We start from the raw sequence: 16,964 nt of genomic DNA, 5'->3' as shown, positions 1-16,964 counted from the left end.
TACAGTTTATACGACCTTGTGAATCAGAATGGGTGTCACATAGCCTTCAATAAGTGCTGCGAGCAAGACAAGCGGTAAAATAACCAAAATATAGGTTTTAAGTGACTGGAGGATCGCATTTTTAACAGAATACTGATGTCGATTGCGCGAAAATAGGCGGCGAAACACAGTAAGACTAAGAAAAATGCCAACACTTCCACTTAAGAAAATAGCAATCATCTCAATAATGCCATGAGGGAGGATTCCGTAAACTAAGATATCTATCCAAGGCTGGTTCTGAATCGCAACAGACGCAAGTAAGATACTAATCGTGCTAATGGTGATAATACCTGAAAAGGCAGGTAAAACAATTAGCGGAATGATTCCGATTACCACGGACAGAAGGGTCGCTTGCGTATTATTTTTAAAAATAGACCAGAAAAAATTGGTGGGTGTTCCGCCCGACTTGATCCCTTTTGCCTCAAAGGCTTGAGTAAGTGTAGTCAACAGCTCTTTAACCGTTTGCGGATTTTTTACAATGAGCATATAAAAAACAACAGCGGTGACTAAAGCCACGAATGTAACAATCCAAAAACCTTTCTTGTAATCTTTGCGGAAATGTTCCCATTCTTGGGCATACAAATCACGAAGCATAGCATTTCTCTCCTTATCAGTTAAAAATAATGGTTTGTCTACTTAGTTATGTACACCTAAAAATCATGATTGCAACAATAATACGCATGTAATGCGGTTTGGTATTCACCTCAGTTCTTTAAAGCTTGAAATGATTCAAGGATGCTTACACTTGCTTTCCTTTACTAAAGACCTATAACCATATTATTTATATTACCATCCAAGTAAATTTAAGAACATGTTGAGCATGAATTCCTTGTGGTACAAAACAGCATGAACTAAAAATTCTTTTCAATGAAAAAGAAAGCAGAAGTTGATGTTGCAATCGTGAAAACAATGGTAAAATAAGGAAAACGAAGCCTTCTCCATCTAGAATGTGCGCTGATAACGTCCCAATTGTAAGCCGACAGTCTGAGCCAAGAGAAAGGAGTGTTTCTTTGATCCCTAAAAAACATCAAAAACTACGCTGGGCGGCTTGGATTAGTTTAGCTTTGTTGCTCCTTCTGAAAGCCTCCTTTCCACATAATACCACGCTATTATACCGCCTTTTACAGCAGATAGGCATTCCTACCAGAATAGAGTCATTCCACGTAGATGGTATATTCCTTCTCTTATTATTTATCTGTGTGCTTGTCCTTTTCCTGAAAGAATACGGAGCAGGTAAAACAATTGTGACACTATGGATTGCTGTGCCCGTTGCAACGTATCTTCTTTTAAGCGGGTTTCAATCTTTTATTGCCAATGGTGTCTATGCCCTTGATTATGAGAAAAAAAGAAGCTTCTGCCACTATCAAAGTGACACAGATGGGCTAATGAAAGGAAGCTGTCAATTTCGTATTAAAAATTACGGTGGCCAAGAAGTCCATTTTTCCATAGATATGCCCTTTCATCTATTCGATGATAACACTACTGAGCCAGAACCCTTGCGAGCCGAGTATGTAATTCAAGCACGTGCAGAAGAGATTTTTGAAATGCCGTTTCAGATTCGTCTGGCCCAAACAAATCAAACTGATGAATCGGAAAGAAGAGTGAGCGGTAGCATTACAAGTCCAGAAATTATGGTGCAGGCAGAGGGGCATGAACGGAAACTATAGAAGGAAGGCTAAATACATCCGATCAAGCTAGACTAAGATGAAAGCGCAAGAAGATAGTCTAAGTAATAGATATCTTTTGCGCTTTTTATGTTTTGAACAATATGATAAATCGTCATGCTTTTGTAATCGAACGCTTTCCAAGAGAGGCAAGCTACCACTGATATGGTGGGAGATATTTATTTTGGCACAGCGATCTGTAGTGTTTGCAGATCAGAGCCGTCCGTGTTTACGGTCCTAAGCTGATATGTGGATTCAGCAGGCCAGCCGATATCTTCTAAGAAAAGTAGCTTGTTCTGTTTATGAAAATAGACAGGTGAATCAGTATGCTTATGTAAAGTGGTGATTTGCTTAGCCTGTTTTGTAGCTACATCCATGGTAAACAATTCATACTCAAACGTTTTGTTTGATGAGGCAGGTGAAACGGCAGAGAAGGCGATCTGCGTATTATCTGGTGAAATATGAACATCATACATCTCAGGAGTTCCGAGTACCTCATTGACTGGTAGATAGCTAGCCAGCGTTTTTCCCTGTAAATCGGTAGCAAATAACGAAAGCTTATCTTGGCTAAAGTCGCGATTATCAGAAGTATTGGTAAATTTGGTGAAGAATAGCTTCTGTCCATCCGATGATATTGACAGGTCTGACATCTGATATTCTTTAGTGTGTGTAATTTGCCGCTTATTCTTCCCTTGTACATCAATAGAAAAAAGATCATAATCATGGGGGCGCTTAGAAGCGATTGGAGAGTAATTTTTAAATACTCCGGCTTTTAAATAATAGACGGTTTGATTATCAGGAGCAAAAACGGCGTCTGTGATCAGATCATGAGGCTCTGATAAAAGATGTAGCTCAGAGCCATCGGCATTCATCACATAGAGGGCTTGCTCCACTGTCTTTTTCTCTGCTTCTATAGGTCGAGCTAGAGTAAGGATTTTTTTCCCGTTGCTGGAGTAGACGGGCTGAAGCAAGGAATGACCAGAAAGACTGACTAGCCTTTTGACGTCTGTTCCATCTGGATTTGCTGTATAAAGACTAGCTATCCCATTAATCGAGTAGGAAAAAAGCAGCTTAGAGTCATCTGGAGCAATATCAATCCCTGCTTCTAAACCTGTTTTTCCTACATTCTTTCCAGTGTTGGATGCGTACAGGGAGCCTGTCGCCCACAGACCGATTGTTAAGCAAAATGCCATTCCTAAAAGTAACCAATTGCGTGTTTTTTTGTTCATTTTGATCACCTCTATATTTTTAAGTTAGACAGAGCAAAGAAGGCCGACAATAACAGCAGAGGACATTCCAAACAGTAATCCTAAAACCGGTATTCTCCCAATTAACTTGTATTGAACCCAATAAAGACAGGCCCAGCCAAGGAGAAAACAGACAGGAAAAATAGCAAAAAACCAGCCGAAAAGTAGAATGCCACTAAACCATTTGATAAGCGGATATAGCATTATTAATAATAAGGATAGATTTGCTGTATGGATTACATTTCTTCGTTTACGCTCCGAGAGGGTTAGGTGTAAAGGTTTTTTCCAAGCCGTCAATACGAGCGTAATCCAAGAGAGAATGAGTAACAAAGCTGTGTTGGCTAACAAGAAATTACGAATCCATTTTGTTCCAAGAAAGCCGACATATCCCCAATACAAAAAAGAGAAGGTGAGTAGAATAAGAATCGTGCTGATCAACAGCTTGCGCTGGAAAATATGTTCTGGATTCCAATAGAACCAAAGCAACGAACTCCCAAGCAGCATTCCAATTACCATAGGAAGAGGGAGAAATGCCTGTAAAATAAACAAGGCGTATAGGTAATAGAGAATGGTGAACAAAATGGTGCCTGCTCCCACCAGCAGTAATAATAGACGATAGTGGGGAGCTTGGGATTCCTGTAATTCTTGACCAATCTCCTGCTCGCCACCAAAATCACAAATAGCTAATCGCTCTGCCTCTTCCTTGGAATAACCGGCTTGCAGATAGTCACGTTGCAACTGGTACAGATGGTCTAGAAATTCTTCTGCTAGCTCAATTCGATCCTGCTCACTAAATTCTCCATGAGATAAAATAGAGGAGACATACTCTTCTAGCCGACTCATACAAAGCCATTGGCAACCTTACTCACCAGTGAGTGAATTGTATTCCAATCCGATACTTTTCGCTGTAACTCCTCTGCTCCAGCATCTGTAATCTGATAGTATTTGCGTCTTCCTTGAGCTTCATTATCTCCCCAATAGGAGGTGACCCATCCCTTTTTATGTAGTCGATTTAAAGCGGGGTAAAGAGTGCCTTCACTCATGTGGTATAAATTATCACTTTTTTCCTTTAATTCTTTTGTGATTTCATAGCCATACATATCACGTTCAGCAATTAAGGAGAGTAATAAAATGTCAATGCTCCCTTTCATTAGTTCCTTATCCAATAGGCTCAGCTCCTTTTATTTTTTATATTGTATAACGATGTATCTTGTATTGCAATACGATGTATGTAAACTTAGCAATAATGAAAACAGCCCTGTCTTGGAGTGGAGTAATGCCATCCAGTCATAGGGCTGTTTTTAGAATGTACATTCAGCTTGATTGCTCATTGTCATGCTGTTGATTCGCTCCCATCTAGCTAAGTCTTTGAAGTAACTGGTTGTTCAAAGGCAAAGGCTCAATTTGTATCAACCGATCTTGTTATGTTGGAATTAAAATCCGTTAACTGCTTTGTATGCATTTACGCGACCATTTTGGTAGCTAGTGCCTGTAGCAGATGTTTGATCGGCTGTAGATAATACACGATCGACGATTTGTTGGTTTGTAGCATTCGGTTGTTTACCCCAAGTTAATGCTAGAACAGATACAGCAACTGGAGTAGCCATGGACGTACCAGACATATTGGTGTAGCCACTGTTTTTGTAAGTGGAGTATACTGATACACCAGGAGCAGCAATGTCAACCCATTTTCCATAGTTGGAGAAATAAGCTAGTCCATCGTTAGAATCAGTAGCAGCTACAGCAAGTACGTTGTTGTAGGCAGCAGGATAGGTAAGAGAGGAAGATCCGTTGTTACCTGCGGCAGCTACGATGATTTTGTTTTTACCCCAAGCATAGTTAATAGCATCTTGGAAGGATTGTTGGAAAGCACCGCCCCCAAGTGACATAGAGATAATGTCAGCGCCATTATCAGCAGCCCAAGTTACTCCCTTGATGATGTCAGAGGTGTAGCCTGAACCTTGAGCATTTAGAACTTTTACCGGGATAATTTTAGCTGAACCGTCAACCCCGCTTACCCCAATACCATTGTCACCGATAGCTGCAGCTAGACCTGCGCAATGCGTACCATGGCCATGGTCATCATTGGGAGAGGTTACACCAGGGACAAAGCTAGTTCCAGGCAACAGGCTATCCTTTAGATCAGGATGGTCTAATTGAACACCTGTGTCTAAAATAGCTATTTTCTTTGTGGACCCTTTAATAACATCCCATGCCTCATATGAATTGATTTTTTTGTGGTGCCATTGGCTGCTGATCAGAGGATCGTTTGGTGTGTAATCTACATGATACAGCATGTTGTACTCAACAGATTCTACATTGGGATCCGATAAATATTTTTGTTTGAATTCCTCAGCTTGTCCATCTGGAACTTTTACTAATTGCCATTCTGAAGTTCCGTTACCCAACTCTTCTACTTCTTCACCACCTAGGGTAGAATGAATTTGTTCTGTGTCAATAGGTGCTAAAGATTGTTTGAATTTCACCAGTATTTCGTCATCTTTAAATTCACCTTTTGCGGGAGCATCAGCGGATTGTACCTGATGCTCAACTTTTTCAGTCATCGAAGCGAAAACATTGATAGGCAAGAGAGTGGCTAACGCGGTGCAAAGAGAAAGGACTTTTAGTGATTTTTTCATTTTTAACAACATCTCCTTATAAAATATTTTGTTACTGTCTAAATTATACGAAAATTACGAAAAAACACAATATATAACTTATCGACAAAAAATGTCTAAATTTATCATTTTATGTCATAATGTTAATTTTAAAATAACAATTTGTGTCATTATTTTTTGTAGGAATCAATTGGTTTTTGTAAAAAAATCGGAGATAATATATAAAAATTAGATAAATAAAGAATAAATCAGGAGAATCTATATATAAAAGTAATCTGGAATTCTAGAAACATTTTCGTAACATGTTAGAGAAATGGAGAAAAAAAGACAAAATTTTTCGGGATAAATTTATGGAATTATCAAAAAATATCAGATCAAGTAGCTGTATCGAGGTTGCAAAAAACATTATTTGTAAATTAAGGGAAAATTAAGTTATTATTTTATTTCAGTCTCCTTGACTAATTTGCCTGTAATGGAGGCTAAAGCTTGTATAGATTCCTTCATTTGTATAGGAGAGGAAAGAGGTTTTGTGGTGAAGTGAGGAATTTTACAGCTAATAAACTGAAAAACGAGTAAAAGAGCAGGAAGCAAAAAACGACGGAATGTGAACAATCTGAAGAACTACGCACTAATCTCACACTGTGTTGTAAGCTACAAGGAGGGGGAAGTGTTAATAAGGGACTTAATTTTACAGGGTTATAAATGGGGACGCTTCAACTGAACAGAAATAAATCGTATTGAATTAGCAGGAAAAGAATGCATTTGCACAAAAAGTAAATTAAGAGCAGGAGGGAATAGATGTATGACAAATCACATCAAGGAGAGGATAAAATGCTGATTGTAAGGCAACAGGAAGTGAAACAGTTGCTTAGTATGAAAGAAGCTATTGAAGCCGTGTCTCATTCTTTGATTGAATTTTCGAACGAAAGGACGGTTAGTCCCATTCGATTGTCTGTACCTGTAAAACAAGGCAACGGTACAGCTTTGTTTATGCCAGCTCTTGTTCCAGCTATGGAGAGCCTTGGCATGAAATATGTTTCCTTTTTTCCAGGTAATAAGACAAAGGGGAAGTCTAGTATTACAGGGCTCATGATCCTCTGTGATATGCAGACGGGAGAACCCCTTCTGTTATTAGATGCGTCCTATTTGACGATCATACGTACGGGTGCAGTATCTGGTTTAGCTACTCAGCATTTGGCTCGTCAGGATGCCAGCATTCTTGGAGTGATTGGTACAGGGGCACAAGCGCAGGGATTAATCTTAGCAATGCTAGCGGTTCGACCACTTAAGGAAATCCGGCTATATAATCGCACGCAACAAAAGGCGGAGCAACTTAAAATAGAGCTACAGCAATCCCAACAAGGGAGAGATTTGCTGATACACGTCGTACCAGAGGCAAATCAAGCTGTTGTGGGAGCAGATATTGTAATTACAGCAACCAATGCAACAAACCCCGTTTTTTCAGCAGACGCAATATCTGCGGGAGTTCACATCAATGCGATAGGATCATTTCAGCCTCATATGCAGGAGATTCCTACAGATGTACTTACAAAGGCCGATAAAGTGATTGTAGAGGGGAAGGAAGCGGCTTTAGCAGAGTCGGGAGATTTGCTACTTCCTATACAGGAGGGAGTTTTTTCTAGCCAACAGGTGTACGCTGAGCTAGGGGAGATTGCGGACGGTCAAAAGCCAGGGAGAGAAACTACGAATGAGGTAACATTATTTAAATCAGTAGGTCTAGCTGTAATGGATGTAGGAGTGGCTTGGGCAATCTATAAAAAGGCGAGACAAGCGGGGATAGGTCAAGAAATTGAGCTTGTGTAGACAAGATATGTATTAAACAGCTATTTTTTTCGCTAAAAGAGAGTCCTCGGCAGTGGAACAGGGCTAAAAAAATCAGGCCCGAGATATTTCTGCTAGACCCAAGAGTACGTATTATGCAAACGAAATTTCCCCATGAGCTATTTATTTGTAAAATGACATTGTTTTGCAAAAGGAAACGAAGATAGACCTCCGTTGGTGGCATAAGTCAGGGAGGTCTATTTGTTATGTTACCTTCTGTTTCTTAAGAACTTTTACCATTACGGCTAATCGAGTAAAACCCCTTTAAAACAAGCATGCTATAACTACTGGGGGTGTTAGCATGAAGCAAATATATACGGCTATGATATGGAGCTTAGCAATGGTACTGAGTCTATCTCTAGTGGGGTGTGCTACCCGTTCTCCAGGTGGCACGAATACGCAAATTGGCATTCAGGATTACAAAAGTGATCGTCGAAATAACCATGAATTTGTAGAACCTGGACCAGTGAAAATGATGTACCAAGGAAAAAATACAAATAGCTATCAGTTAACCGCCGTGGAGGAACGGGCTAAGAAGGTGCCTGGCGTACTCGATGCAAAAGCGATTATTTATGGAGATACCATGTTGATCGGTGTAATCACAGATGGAACTCCTAACGGAAAGTATGAACGAAAACCGATTCAACGTGATCCAACGAGTGAACTACGACCAAAGCTAAGCTTAAAATTAAATGTTGATGGACACGATAATCGGATTATTCGGGGCATACGAGACACATTAATTCGTCAGGATAAGGCACGTCTCGTCTTTATTACGCCTGATTATAAAATGTATAAACGAATTCTATCTGTCCATGACAGATTGTTGGCAGGTGAGTATGTGGACGACAGTGAATTCAGACGTTTAATTAATGATGTAGGTGCATATACAGAGGGCTTTGGTGCTTACTAGAGATTATAGGTATGCAGGTACTTTAAAGTACCTGCCGCCTTTTTATTTTCAAATAAATATACATAATCATATTACACTTCGCAAAAGGAGATAAATTACGGTACAAAAATGTAGCAGTTCTACGCAAGGGATTGTAGCGAGAATGATTAACTCGTGATCAAGTCTAGGGCAGGGGTTGCTACAGAATGATTAGGTTGCTCAAATAGGGATTACATGTACGATTGGATATGTATTACAGGTAACAAAAATAACAATTTTATCGTCATATATATAATAGCCAATACCAAACATATAAAACCAATGAAGACAAATCCCTATTAGAAGCAAGCAGCACTTTTAGTATGGTACCGCTCTCTACTTCCTACAATCGGTTACCAGCTTTTATTCATGATCGTTGCTTTGAACTGATGGGGGAACGGATGGAAGTGGATGTGACATGTTGCCATGAGTATAAATAAAAATCAAAAACAGTTATATGAGGCACGTAAGTTATTTTTACGAGGATTAACAAATCAACTAAATCGTATGGAGCAGTATCTGGAGCAATATGTTTATGAACAAAATCGGCAGTCAGCTCAAGCCATTTACCACATTGCTCAGACTTGGAAAGAGAATGTCTCTATCTATGGTTTAGCGGCAATTGGCAACGTAGCTGATTTATTACTAAAGGAATTGGAATGGACACAAACGGATTATGAAAAAAGACGGGCTCCTCAACAGCTTCAGAAAGTTCATATGCTAATTAGTCAATTAAAAATGGAACTGAGCTTGAGTCACATGGAAACGGTACAGGAAGAGAAACAAATGCAGGAGGATCGGCTAGTAAATAAAAAAGCATATCGATTGCTTTTAATTGATGACGATGAGGTTTCGCGAGCCTATTTACTCAAACGCCTTTCTCAAGAGGGATATCTTGTGGAAGAGGCTAATAGTGCGGAAGAGGCGAAGCGTTTATTATGGGAACGAACCTTTGATTTAATCATGCTCGACCTAACGATGCAAACTCAGTCTGGGTATGAGATTTTTGAATATGTAAGAAATGATCTCGTCTTAAAGTGGATTCCACTTGTCGTATTATCTGGAAAGAAGGATAGGAAGGATAAGATTAGATGTTATCGGATGGGAGCGGATCATTATGTAACCAAACCCTTCCATTTTGAGGAATTGGAGGCCTGTATCTACCGTCTGCTTACGAGAACTCAGTACTATGAGCATATGGCTTTTCGTGACCCATTAACAGGAGTGAACAATCGACGTTCTTTTGATCACCAGATGCAGGTAGAACTGGCTCAAACCCGCAGAAAACAGGAGCCCATTTCGATAGCTTTTCTTGATATCGATTATTTTAAAAAAATTAATGATAGTTATGGACATCATATTGGTGATTTAGTATTGCAAGGGGTGGGACATAAAATACAGCAAAGCTTACGTGAAACAGATATATTAGCGCGTTATGGAGGAGAGGAATTTGTAATTGCCTTCCCTGGAACGTCTGCTGAGCAGGCTACAATGGTTTTAGAGAGAATCCGAGATCAGCTACAGCAATCTCCTGTATTACAAATAGATGGGCGAGATTTTCATATTACGTTCTCGGCAGGAGTTGCTGATTGGGACCATATAATGCCGCAGCACAAATGGCTGGAGCTAGCTGATCGGGCTATGTACAAGGCGAAGCGCCAAGGGCGTAACCAAATTGTTAGAGCTAAGCTGGAACGGGACAAGCCTCGAAATGAGCCGGAAGCAAAAAAGAAAAAATGCTTACTTATAGCTGATGATGATCCAATGATTCGCTCAATCCTAAGAACAAAGCTTGCACATTTAGAAGTGGATATCGTAGAAGCCACAGATGGGAAAGAGGCGCTGGAAGCTATGAGGAAAAGGCGACCACAGCTTTGTATTTTAGGTGGAATTACGCCCAAACTGGATGGATTTTCCTTATTGCAGATAGTTCGACAAGATCAAGCATTACGTAAGATGAGAATCATTATGCTTTTAGCAAGAAATAATCAAAAAGATATCATTCAAGGATTGTCGTTAGGAGCAGACGATTATATGTCAAAACCGTTTTCAATGCTTGAATTGGAATTGCGTGTAAAGAGGCTGTTGTATGCCGAGTAATGACAAACCTATATGTGTATAAAAAGAGTAAGAGGCTTACGATCAAGCGATCTTACTCTTTTTTCTGTCATAAAAAGCTTCATAAAAAATACAGGCATCATTTCCGTGGAAATAATGCCTATAATCGACAATAAGCGGCATGAAACCGAATGCTTACAAGTCGCCTACACCTTTACGTAATTTAACTAACAACTGTAATAATTGCTGTTGCTCATCTTTTGATAGAGGGGCAAAAAAACTAGTTTGATAATGCTCTCGGATTTTCATTAATGATTCTTCTACCATACTTTGATACTGATCTACTAGCTTAACCACATAACTACGGGAATCTTGAGGATGTGCTTCCTTATAAATAAATCCCTTTTTAAATAATCCAGGCAAAATTCGAGAGATAGTCGTTTTGTCACGTAAGGTAATCTCCCCTAGTTCTGTTGGGGTAACACCATTTGTTTTATATAAGACAGCAAGCATTTGCCACTGTTCAGGGGTGAGATCGTAAGGCTTTAATACCTTATTCGTTTCCTCACGGGTAAGCTGACCAATTCGATGAAGATTATGACCTAAACTATTACATACATCAGCTAAGTACGAGCTAGGGTTCATAAACAGGGTCCTTTCCATTCAAAAAGCGTTTTCCTTTTATATAACCACAGATAGAAAGCTTCGTCAAAGCAAGACACACGATGCTTTCGTGTAATGTCTAAGGAAACAGAAAAGAAAAAGTGGGAGGATAGTATGTTTTAACAGCATATTTCTTTTGGTAAGGAAAATGTTTGTGGCAAAAATTATAGGTGTAGAAGGGGGGTTTATTAGATTCGTGCTAGGGATTTTCCATTTGGATAGGGGTATCATTGGAAAAGAAATGATGATTAGGAGCGAGTAAAAACATGAATGAACAGGCAAATTCATCAGGAAATATAGGAGTTATAGGTTTTAGTCATATCACTCTACAGGTCTCAAATCTGGAACAATCTTTACGTTTCTATTGTGAGAAATTGCAAATGAAAATGGTTCATCAAGGGGAGAACAGATGCATACTTGGAATGGGGAAGTGCTTGGATATGCCTATTGGAGAGGCCGGAAATATTTCCGATTAAACTTGAGCAACAGCACCTTCATCATTGTGCCTTCTATATAAACGAGGAGGATTTTGACATAGCAGTGGATCTGCTACGTAAGAGGGAAATCATGCTAGTAAAAGGCCCTATTTTTCGTGGAGGGGGCAAAAGCGTATATTTTCATGATCCCGATAAGATTATGCTAGAACTACATACCAGTACATTGCATCAAAGGATGAGTAATTGGACCTAAATCATCTCTTGCCTATAATTTGGAAAAAAACATAGATACATCCTTTTTCTGGGTGCAATTTGGAAATGTTACAGCTTGAAATGAGCAGAATCAGTGGGTAAAATGAACTAGAGAATATGGTTCTTAAGATTTACTTCTGATTTTTATGAAACAGCGTCCGGCTTGAGGGAGGTATCAAATTGAGATATCGATATAGAGGAGCAGGTATCGGATTTCTGCTCGGTTGCTTATGGTGGTGGCTTGGCGCCGTTTCTCAGGTCTCTTTTCAATCTGTCTATGTTCCATTTTTTTTAGCAGTTCTCCAAGGTGCATGCGGCTTTTATTATGGAAAAAAGCTTGAGGACTATAAAAAACAGGCTCATCATGATTCACTAACAGAAGTTCTGGTTAATCGACAGTTTTTTAAAATGATGGACAGGGAAATTCAAAAAGCAAAAATCCACGAATATTCAGTCACATTACTGGTTATTGATCTGGATCATTTTAAAAAATACAACGATGAGCATGGTCACTTGGAAGGTGATAGGCTTTTGAAGCGCTTTGCGGGATTTTTACGTGAAAATGTCAGGGGAAATGATCTAGTTGGACGGTGGGGAGGCGAGGAATTTGTGGTGCTACTTCCGCATACCTGCCTAGAGGAAGGAGTGGATGTAGGACTGCGTTTACAGAACAAAATTAGACAGGAAGTAGGCGAAGTGACAGTTAGTATAGGGGTAGCTTCCTATCCCGATCATGCTGCTACAGCTACGGAGCTTACTGCCTATGCAGACCAAATTATGTACCAAGCTAAAAAACAACGTGATTGCTTATATAGTGGTCCAGTGGGCGGGGAGATAAAATTTTGGCATCGTGACACCAACCACATTCCACTTCATTAAACACATATACATGAATGTATGTAACAACGTACACAATAGAAAAGAGCTAAGATGAAGCCAGGATACTCCCTGGTTTTTTTGATGACGAAAAAAACGGGAGAGCATCTGATACAAATGACCTATGAATTTGGCAAGCAAACATTTTGTTAACAATTTGCGATCAAGCATCAAAAAATATCTAAATATTACCAGTAAATTAATGTATAAATTATCAATAAATACAAAATAAGTATGTTTTTGTTTAATTATCATGGAGGAAATAAAGGATTTTTTTGCAAATAAATAAAAAATAAAAGCGCGAAAAACCCTGTCATCTAGCGGTTTATCAAATCTTATTAATATCTTTACAAAAACTTAACATAGTTTTGTCGAATTTTGACTATAAATCAATTTACGTAGAAAACCATGTTTTATATAATCGTAGAGGTGATAATTCTGAAGGAGTGAGATTTCTTCCATGATCAAATCTAACAAAACAACATTCTTCGATCTTTTTGAACAGCAAGCTGCGACTGTACATAAAGGTTCCCATCTCTTTTTTGAAATGGTTAGTAACTACCAAAATTTACAGGAGAAAGTAGCTGAAATTAAAGCAGTTGAAAAAGAAGGCGATGCTGTTGTTCGTCAAATAATGAACCAGTTGAACTCAACATTTATCACACCGTTGGAACGTGAGGATATTCACGCGTTGGCTCATACACTGGATTCCGTTATTGACTTGATTGATGGTACTGCAGAATGCATGTATCTCTACCAGGTAAAACAAGTAGACAAGCGTGTTCTAGCTCAAGCGAATATCCTACACCAGCTAACCTCTAAACTAATTGAATTGATTCGCACTCTACGTAAGCTGGATCATAACGTAGTAGAGGGTATCGCAAAGGATATTAAAGCACTTGAGCATGAATCAGATGCGAACTATCGCAAAATGGTTTCTGAGCTGTTAAATACACCAGGGCAAGACCCAATTGAAGCGATTAAGCTGAAAGAGATATATGAAAAACTGGAAGACTGTGCTGATTTTGCTGAGGACGTCTCTAATCTGGTTGAAGGGATTGTGCTGAAGAATGCTTAATCTGTCGCCAGAACTAATCATCCTCATTCTTGTGGTGATTATGGCTTTGGGCTTTGACTTTATCAATGGATTTCATGATACAGCCAATGCAATTGCAACCTCGGTGTCAACTCGTGCGCTAAGCCCACGTACGGCCATTCTCATGGCTGCGATCTTTAACTTGGTCGGTGCGCTTACTTATACAGGTGTTGCCAAAACGATTGGTAGCGATATTGCTAATCCATTTCAGCTAGAAAATGGTTTAGTGGTAGTTCTTGCTGCTTTGGTGGCTGCAATTCTTTGGAACCTGATTACTTGGTGGTTCGGTATTCCTAGCTCTTCCTCCCATGCATTAATCGGTGGAATTGCAGGTGCGGTGGTAGGAGCTGAAGGCTTTAGTGCGGTTAATTATGGTGGCTTTATCAAAATCATTCAAGGTTTGATTTTTTCTCCGCTCATTGCCTTTGTAGTTGGTTTTATTGTTATTAAACTTGTTTCCAAAATCGTCGCTAACATGCCTTATCACAAGACAAACAGAGGCTTCCGCTATTTACAGGTGCTGTCTGCTTCCTGGCAAGCATTTAGCCATGGTGCAAATGATGCACAGAAGACGATGGGAATCATTACTTTTGCAATGGTTTCAGGTGGTTTCGCTACAACAACAGATATCCCGTTATGGGTGAAGGTGTCAGCCGCTCTTGCCATGGCATTCGGAACCTCTGTTGGGGGATGGAGAATTATCAAAACGCTAGGTGGCAAGATTATGAAGATCAAGCCGATTTCAGGCTTTTCAGCTGATATATCCTCTGCGTTTATCATTACTCTATTTACGATTCTGAAATTGCCGGTTAGTACCACTCATGTTATTTCCTCCGCTATTATGGGGGTAGGTGCCTCACAGAAATTCTCTGCTGTTAAGTGGGGGGTTGCAGGACGTATCGTTTTCACATGGGTGATTACGCTTCCAACAGTAGCTCTCTTAGCTGCTGTCAGCTATCGTGTTCTTGATGTGTTTTTATAAAATGTAACAATAGTAAGATTATAAGCTAAAAGCTAGGACACTCCTGTTAAGCGTTGCCAGAGAGTGGGCCTAGCTTTTATTTCTATTTTTTGGATGGAATGAAATGGAATATAACACAGATTTTTTTGACATAGCAAGATTCCAGCACTGTCAAAATCATAAAACAACCCTTCTTCTGTATGATGAGCGGGGAGTGTATTCGAAGCGTTGGCTAGCTGATAATGCACAATTACAATGTGATCTAAATATTCTTCTAACAGTTCACTAGTCATTTTTTCAGCCCTTCCTTATCAGAAATGCCAGTCGATTATGACTGTAAATCCAGTATGACCTGTTTCTATTTTTTTTAAACGAGCAACAGCTCTTCTGAAAATAACAAAAGCACCCGGCCCCTTTTACTGGGGCAGAGTGCTTTATCTATGGGTCTTGCTACATACTATCTTTTTGCTTGGAACCGATCTTTTTTTGTCTGCGATAGCAGTAAACTAGGACGATGAAGCCTGCTACCATCAAAACAAGGCTCGCTACTTGGGCGATGCGTAAAGGTCCGAGATACAAGGAGTCTGTACGCATTCCTTCAATAAAGAAACGGCCAAATGAATATAAAATCAGGTAACTGCCTAAAATTTGTCCATCAAATTTTTTGAACTGGTACAGCATCAATAATAAGAGAGCAAGGACAAGTATATTCCACAAGGATTCATACAAGAAAGTAGGATGGTAGTATTGACCTTGGATGAACATTTGTTCACGGATAAAGGCAGGGAAGTGAGACATGAATGCGGCAGAAGCTACATCCCCATGTGCTTCTTGATTCATAAAATTACCCCAACGACCGATGGCTTGACCCAAGATAACACTAGGCATCATAGCATCTGCTAATGTAAGGAAAGGCAGGTTGTATTTTTTTATATACAAAGCACCAGCGATAAATCCGCCAATGAGTCCTCCGTGGATTGCCAGACCACCATTCCAGACTTTAAAGATATCGAGCAAGTTCTCTTTATACGTGCTCCACTCAAAGGCTACGTAATAAAGACGAGCACAAACAATAGCGGCAGGAATAATCCAGACCACCATGTTTAAAATGTGATCGGGATCTATACCAGAGCGCTTGGCATTATAACGCGCGAGATATGTTCCTACTAAAAAAGCAGTCCCCATAATAAGTCCATACCAATGGACATCTAAGCTTCCGATGGAAAAGGCAATCGGATCATACAAAGTGAATCTCCTCCTCATGTTTACTCATGGGGAAAGTATAACATAGAATACACACGTATTTCCTCCTCCATTCTCACGAAAGCTGTTTTTCTATCAAGATAAGGATTGGAACAAAAAATCCGTCTATGTCTTAGCTTAATATATCTAAAATATGGTCTAGAGTAGATCGATTTTCTTGCTGTTGTAAAGGAAGAAATAAGTCTCCTTTTTGTTTGACCCGTTCAGGCATTGTGTGGATAGTAAAATCACTAGGATGTACACTCTCTATTTCCGACCAGCTTAGAGGGGCGGAGACTGTTGCTAGTTCCTTGGCTCTGGTTGTGTAGGGAGCGGGTAATGTTTTGCCGCGCCAATGCTGTAAGTAATCGAGATATAACTTCGTTCCTCGATTCTTCGTCAAACGTTCGATGGTTAATGTTTTCGGATATTTTTGCGTCAGATAGTTACAAATAAATTCTCCTACCTTTCGAGTTTGTTCGAAAGCATAGCCTGGCTGAATAGGAATATAAACTTGGATACCACTGGCCCCCGATGTTTTGGGATAGCTGTTGAGCTGTAGCTCATCCAGAATCTCTTTTAGATACAAACTAGCTTCTATTGCATCTCTAAAATCGGGAGTGGATGGATCAAGATCAAAAACCAACTCAGTAGGCCATTCCTCTTGATAGGTATGAAAAGCAATGTGCCATTCTAATACAGCCTGATTGGCCATCCAGATCAGTGTGGCAGTATCATTTAACAATGCATAGGTGATAGAGCCATCTACAGCACGTGGAATCCACTCTGGCGCATAATCTGGAAGATTTTTTTGGTAAAACGATTTATCCTCGACTCCATGCGGATAGCGAATCACAGTTAAAAATCGATCAGTTGTATAAGGGAGTATATAAGGAGCCATTTGTATGAGATATTGTAAATAGATGAGTTTGGTTACGCTGGCTTTAGGCCAAAGAGGCTTATCGGGATTGGTGATAACTAGTTCTTTTCCTTCGATCTCTAAACGATACTCTTTCGTAGCAATCGCCATGGAATAAA

General features: G+C 39.6%; 18 protein-coding genes. 9 read left to right on the top strand and 9 right to left on the bottom strand.

What is annotated here, in order from left to right:
• Positions 1 to 6: 6 nt before the first annotated feature.
• Complete coding sequence (locus BRLA_RS16320; protein WP_003336822.1) at positions 7 to 633, bottom strand: stage II sporulation protein M; 627 nt, start codon at positions 631 to 633, stop codon at positions 7 to 9.
• A gap of 416 nt (positions 634 to 1,049) precedes the next feature.
• Here BRLA_RS16320 and BRLA_RS16315 point away from each other — a divergent pair, with 416 nt between their 5' ends.
• Entirely contained in the window at positions 1,050 to 1,706 is a 657-nt protein-coding gene (locus BRLA_RS16315) for a hypothetical protein (RefSeq protein ID WP_003336823.1), read from the top strand.
• A 176-nt stretch (positions 1,707 to 1,882) separates the two neighbouring features.
• On the opposite strand, the gene BRLA_RS16310 is transcribed toward BRLA_RS16315, so the two are convergent.
• The 4 genes from BRLA_RS16310 to BRLA_RS16295 form a co-directional block, all read right to left on the bottom strand.
• Positions 1,883 to 2,932 carry a TolB family protein gene (locus BRLA_RS16310; protein ID WP_003336826.1) on the bottom strand — a complete coding sequence of 350 codons (1,050 nt, stop codon included), beginning with the start codon at positions 2,930 to 2,932 and terminating at the stop codon, positions 1,883 to 1,885.
• 24 nt (positions 2,933 to 2,956) lie between these two features.
• Positions 2,957 to 3,793: a permease prefix domain 1-containing protein gene (locus BRLA_RS16305; RefSeq protein WP_003336827.1), complete on the bottom strand. Its 837-nt coding sequence runs from the start codon at positions 3,791 to 3,793 to the stop codon at positions 2,957 to 2,959.
• Positions 3,790 to 4,116, bottom strand: coding sequence for a PadR family transcriptional regulator (locus BRLA_RS16300; protein ID WP_003336828.1), 327 nt, complete (start codon positions 4,114 to 4,116; stop codon positions 3,790 to 3,792). Before BRLA_RS16300 ends, BRLA_RS16305 begins: the two co-directional genes overlap by 4 nt.
• 267 nt (positions 4,117 to 4,383) lie before the next feature.
• Positions 4,384 to 5,589: a S8 family peptidase gene (locus BRLA_RS16295; RefSeq protein ID WP_003336829.1), complete on the bottom strand. Its 1,206-nt coding sequence runs from the start codon at positions 5,587 to 5,589 to the stop codon at positions 4,384 to 4,386.
• Between the two features lie 810 nt (positions 5,590 to 6,399).
• Here BRLA_RS16295 and BRLA_RS16290 point away from each other — a divergent pair.
• From BRLA_RS16290 to BRLA_RS16280, 3 genes are all read left to right on the top strand, one after another.
• Positions 6,400 to 7,392: an NAD(P)-binding domain-containing protein gene (locus tag BRLA_RS16290; protein ID WP_187349328.1), complete on the top strand. Its 993-nt coding sequence runs from the start codon at positions 6,400 to 6,402 to the stop codon at positions 7,390 to 7,392.
• A gap of 319 nt (positions 7,393 to 7,711) precedes the next feature.
• Entirely contained in the window at positions 7,712 to 8,323 is a 612-nt protein-coding gene (locus tag BRLA_RS16285) for a YhcN/YlaJ family sporulation lipoprotein (RefSeq protein ID WP_003336833.1), read from the top strand.
• A gap of 444 nt (positions 8,324 to 8,767) precedes the next feature.
• The gene (locus BRLA_RS16280; protein WP_003336835.1) at positions 8,768 to 10,441 is read left to right on the top strand and encodes a diguanylate cyclase; all 1,674 of its coding nucleotides are present in this window, start codon (positions 8,768 to 8,770) and stop codon (positions 10,439 to 10,441) included.
• A gap of 153 nt (positions 10,442 to 10,594) precedes the next feature.
• Here the strand turns inward: BRLA_RS16280 and BRLA_RS16275 are convergent, their stop codons facing one another.
• Complete coding sequence (locus BRLA_RS16275; protein ID WP_003336836.1) at positions 10,595 to 11,044, bottom strand: MarR family winged helix-turn-helix transcriptional regulator; 450 nt, start codon at positions 11,042 to 11,044, stop codon at positions 10,595 to 10,597.
• A gap of 284 nt (positions 11,045 to 11,328) precedes the next feature.
• On the opposite strand from BRLA_RS16275, the gene BRLA_RS24825 reads away from it, so the two are divergent.
• The 5 genes from BRLA_RS24825 (at position 11,329) to BRLA_RS16255 (ending at position 14,705) form a co-directional block, all read left to right on the top strand.
• Positions 11,329 to 11,538, top strand: coding sequence for a VOC family protein (locus BRLA_RS24825; RefSeq protein WP_003336838.1), 210 nt, complete (start codon positions 11,329 to 11,331; stop codon positions 11,536 to 11,538).
• Entirely contained in the window at positions 11,480 to 11,752 is a 273-nt protein-coding gene (locus BRLA_RS25160; RefSeq protein WP_338012067.1) for a VOC family protein, read from the top strand. Before BRLA_RS24825 ends, BRLA_RS25160 begins: the two co-directional genes overlap by 59 nt.
• Positions 11,753 to 11,931: 179 nt before the next feature.
• The gene (locus BRLA_RS16265) at positions 11,932 to 12,630 is read left to right on the top strand and encodes a GGDEF domain-containing protein (protein ID WP_003336840.1); all 699 of its coding nucleotides are present in this window, start codon (positions 11,932 to 11,934) and stop codon (positions 12,628 to 12,630) included.
• A gap of 457 nt (positions 12,631 to 13,087) precedes the next feature.
• Positions 13,088 to 13,705, top strand: a complete 618-nt coding sequence (locus BRLA_RS16260; protein ID WP_003336841.1) for a DUF47 domain-containing protein — start codon at positions 13,088 to 13,090, stop codon at positions 13,703 to 13,705.
• On the top strand, positions 13,698 to 14,705 hold the full coding sequence (locus BRLA_RS16255; RefSeq protein WP_003336842.1) for an inorganic phosphate transporter: 1,008 nt from the start codon (positions 13,698 to 13,700) through the stop codon (positions 14,703 to 14,705). The genes BRLA_RS16260 and BRLA_RS16255 overlap by 8 nt, the downstream gene beginning before the upstream one ends.
• A 32-nt stretch (positions 14,706 to 14,737) precedes the next feature.
• Here the strand turns inward: BRLA_RS16255 and BRLA_RS16250 are convergent, their stop codons facing one another.
• From BRLA_RS16250 to ligD, 3 genes are all read right to left on the bottom strand, one after another.
• Complete coding sequence (locus tag BRLA_RS16250) at positions 14,738 to 14,977, bottom strand: hypothetical protein (protein WP_003336843.1); 240 nt, start codon at positions 14,975 to 14,977, stop codon at positions 14,738 to 14,740.
• Positions 14,978 to 15,134: 157 nt separating this feature from the next.
• A complete protein-coding gene (gene lgt / locus BRLA_RS16245; protein WP_003336844.1) occupies positions 15,135 to 15,929 on the bottom strand; it encodes a prolipoprotein diacylglyceryl transferase in 795 nt (264 codons plus the stop codon).
• 130 nt (positions 15,930 to 16,059) lie between these two features.
• Entirely contained in the window at positions 16,060 to 16,956 is an 897-nt protein-coding gene (gene ligD, locus BRLA_RS16240; RefSeq protein WP_003336845.1) for a non-homologous end-joining DNA ligase, read from the bottom strand.
• Between the last annotated feature and the right edge of the window lie 8 nt (positions 16,957 to 16,964).

Origin of the sequence: Brevibacillus laterosporus LMG 15441 (assembly GCF_000219535.2) — a bacterium.
In the GTDB taxonomy this organism is placed as follows: domain Bacteria; phylum Bacillota; class Bacilli; order Brevibacillales; family Brevibacillaceae; genus Brevibacillus_B; species Brevibacillus_B halotolerans.
This window is presented reverse-complemented; position numbering and strand designations above follow the sequence as displayed.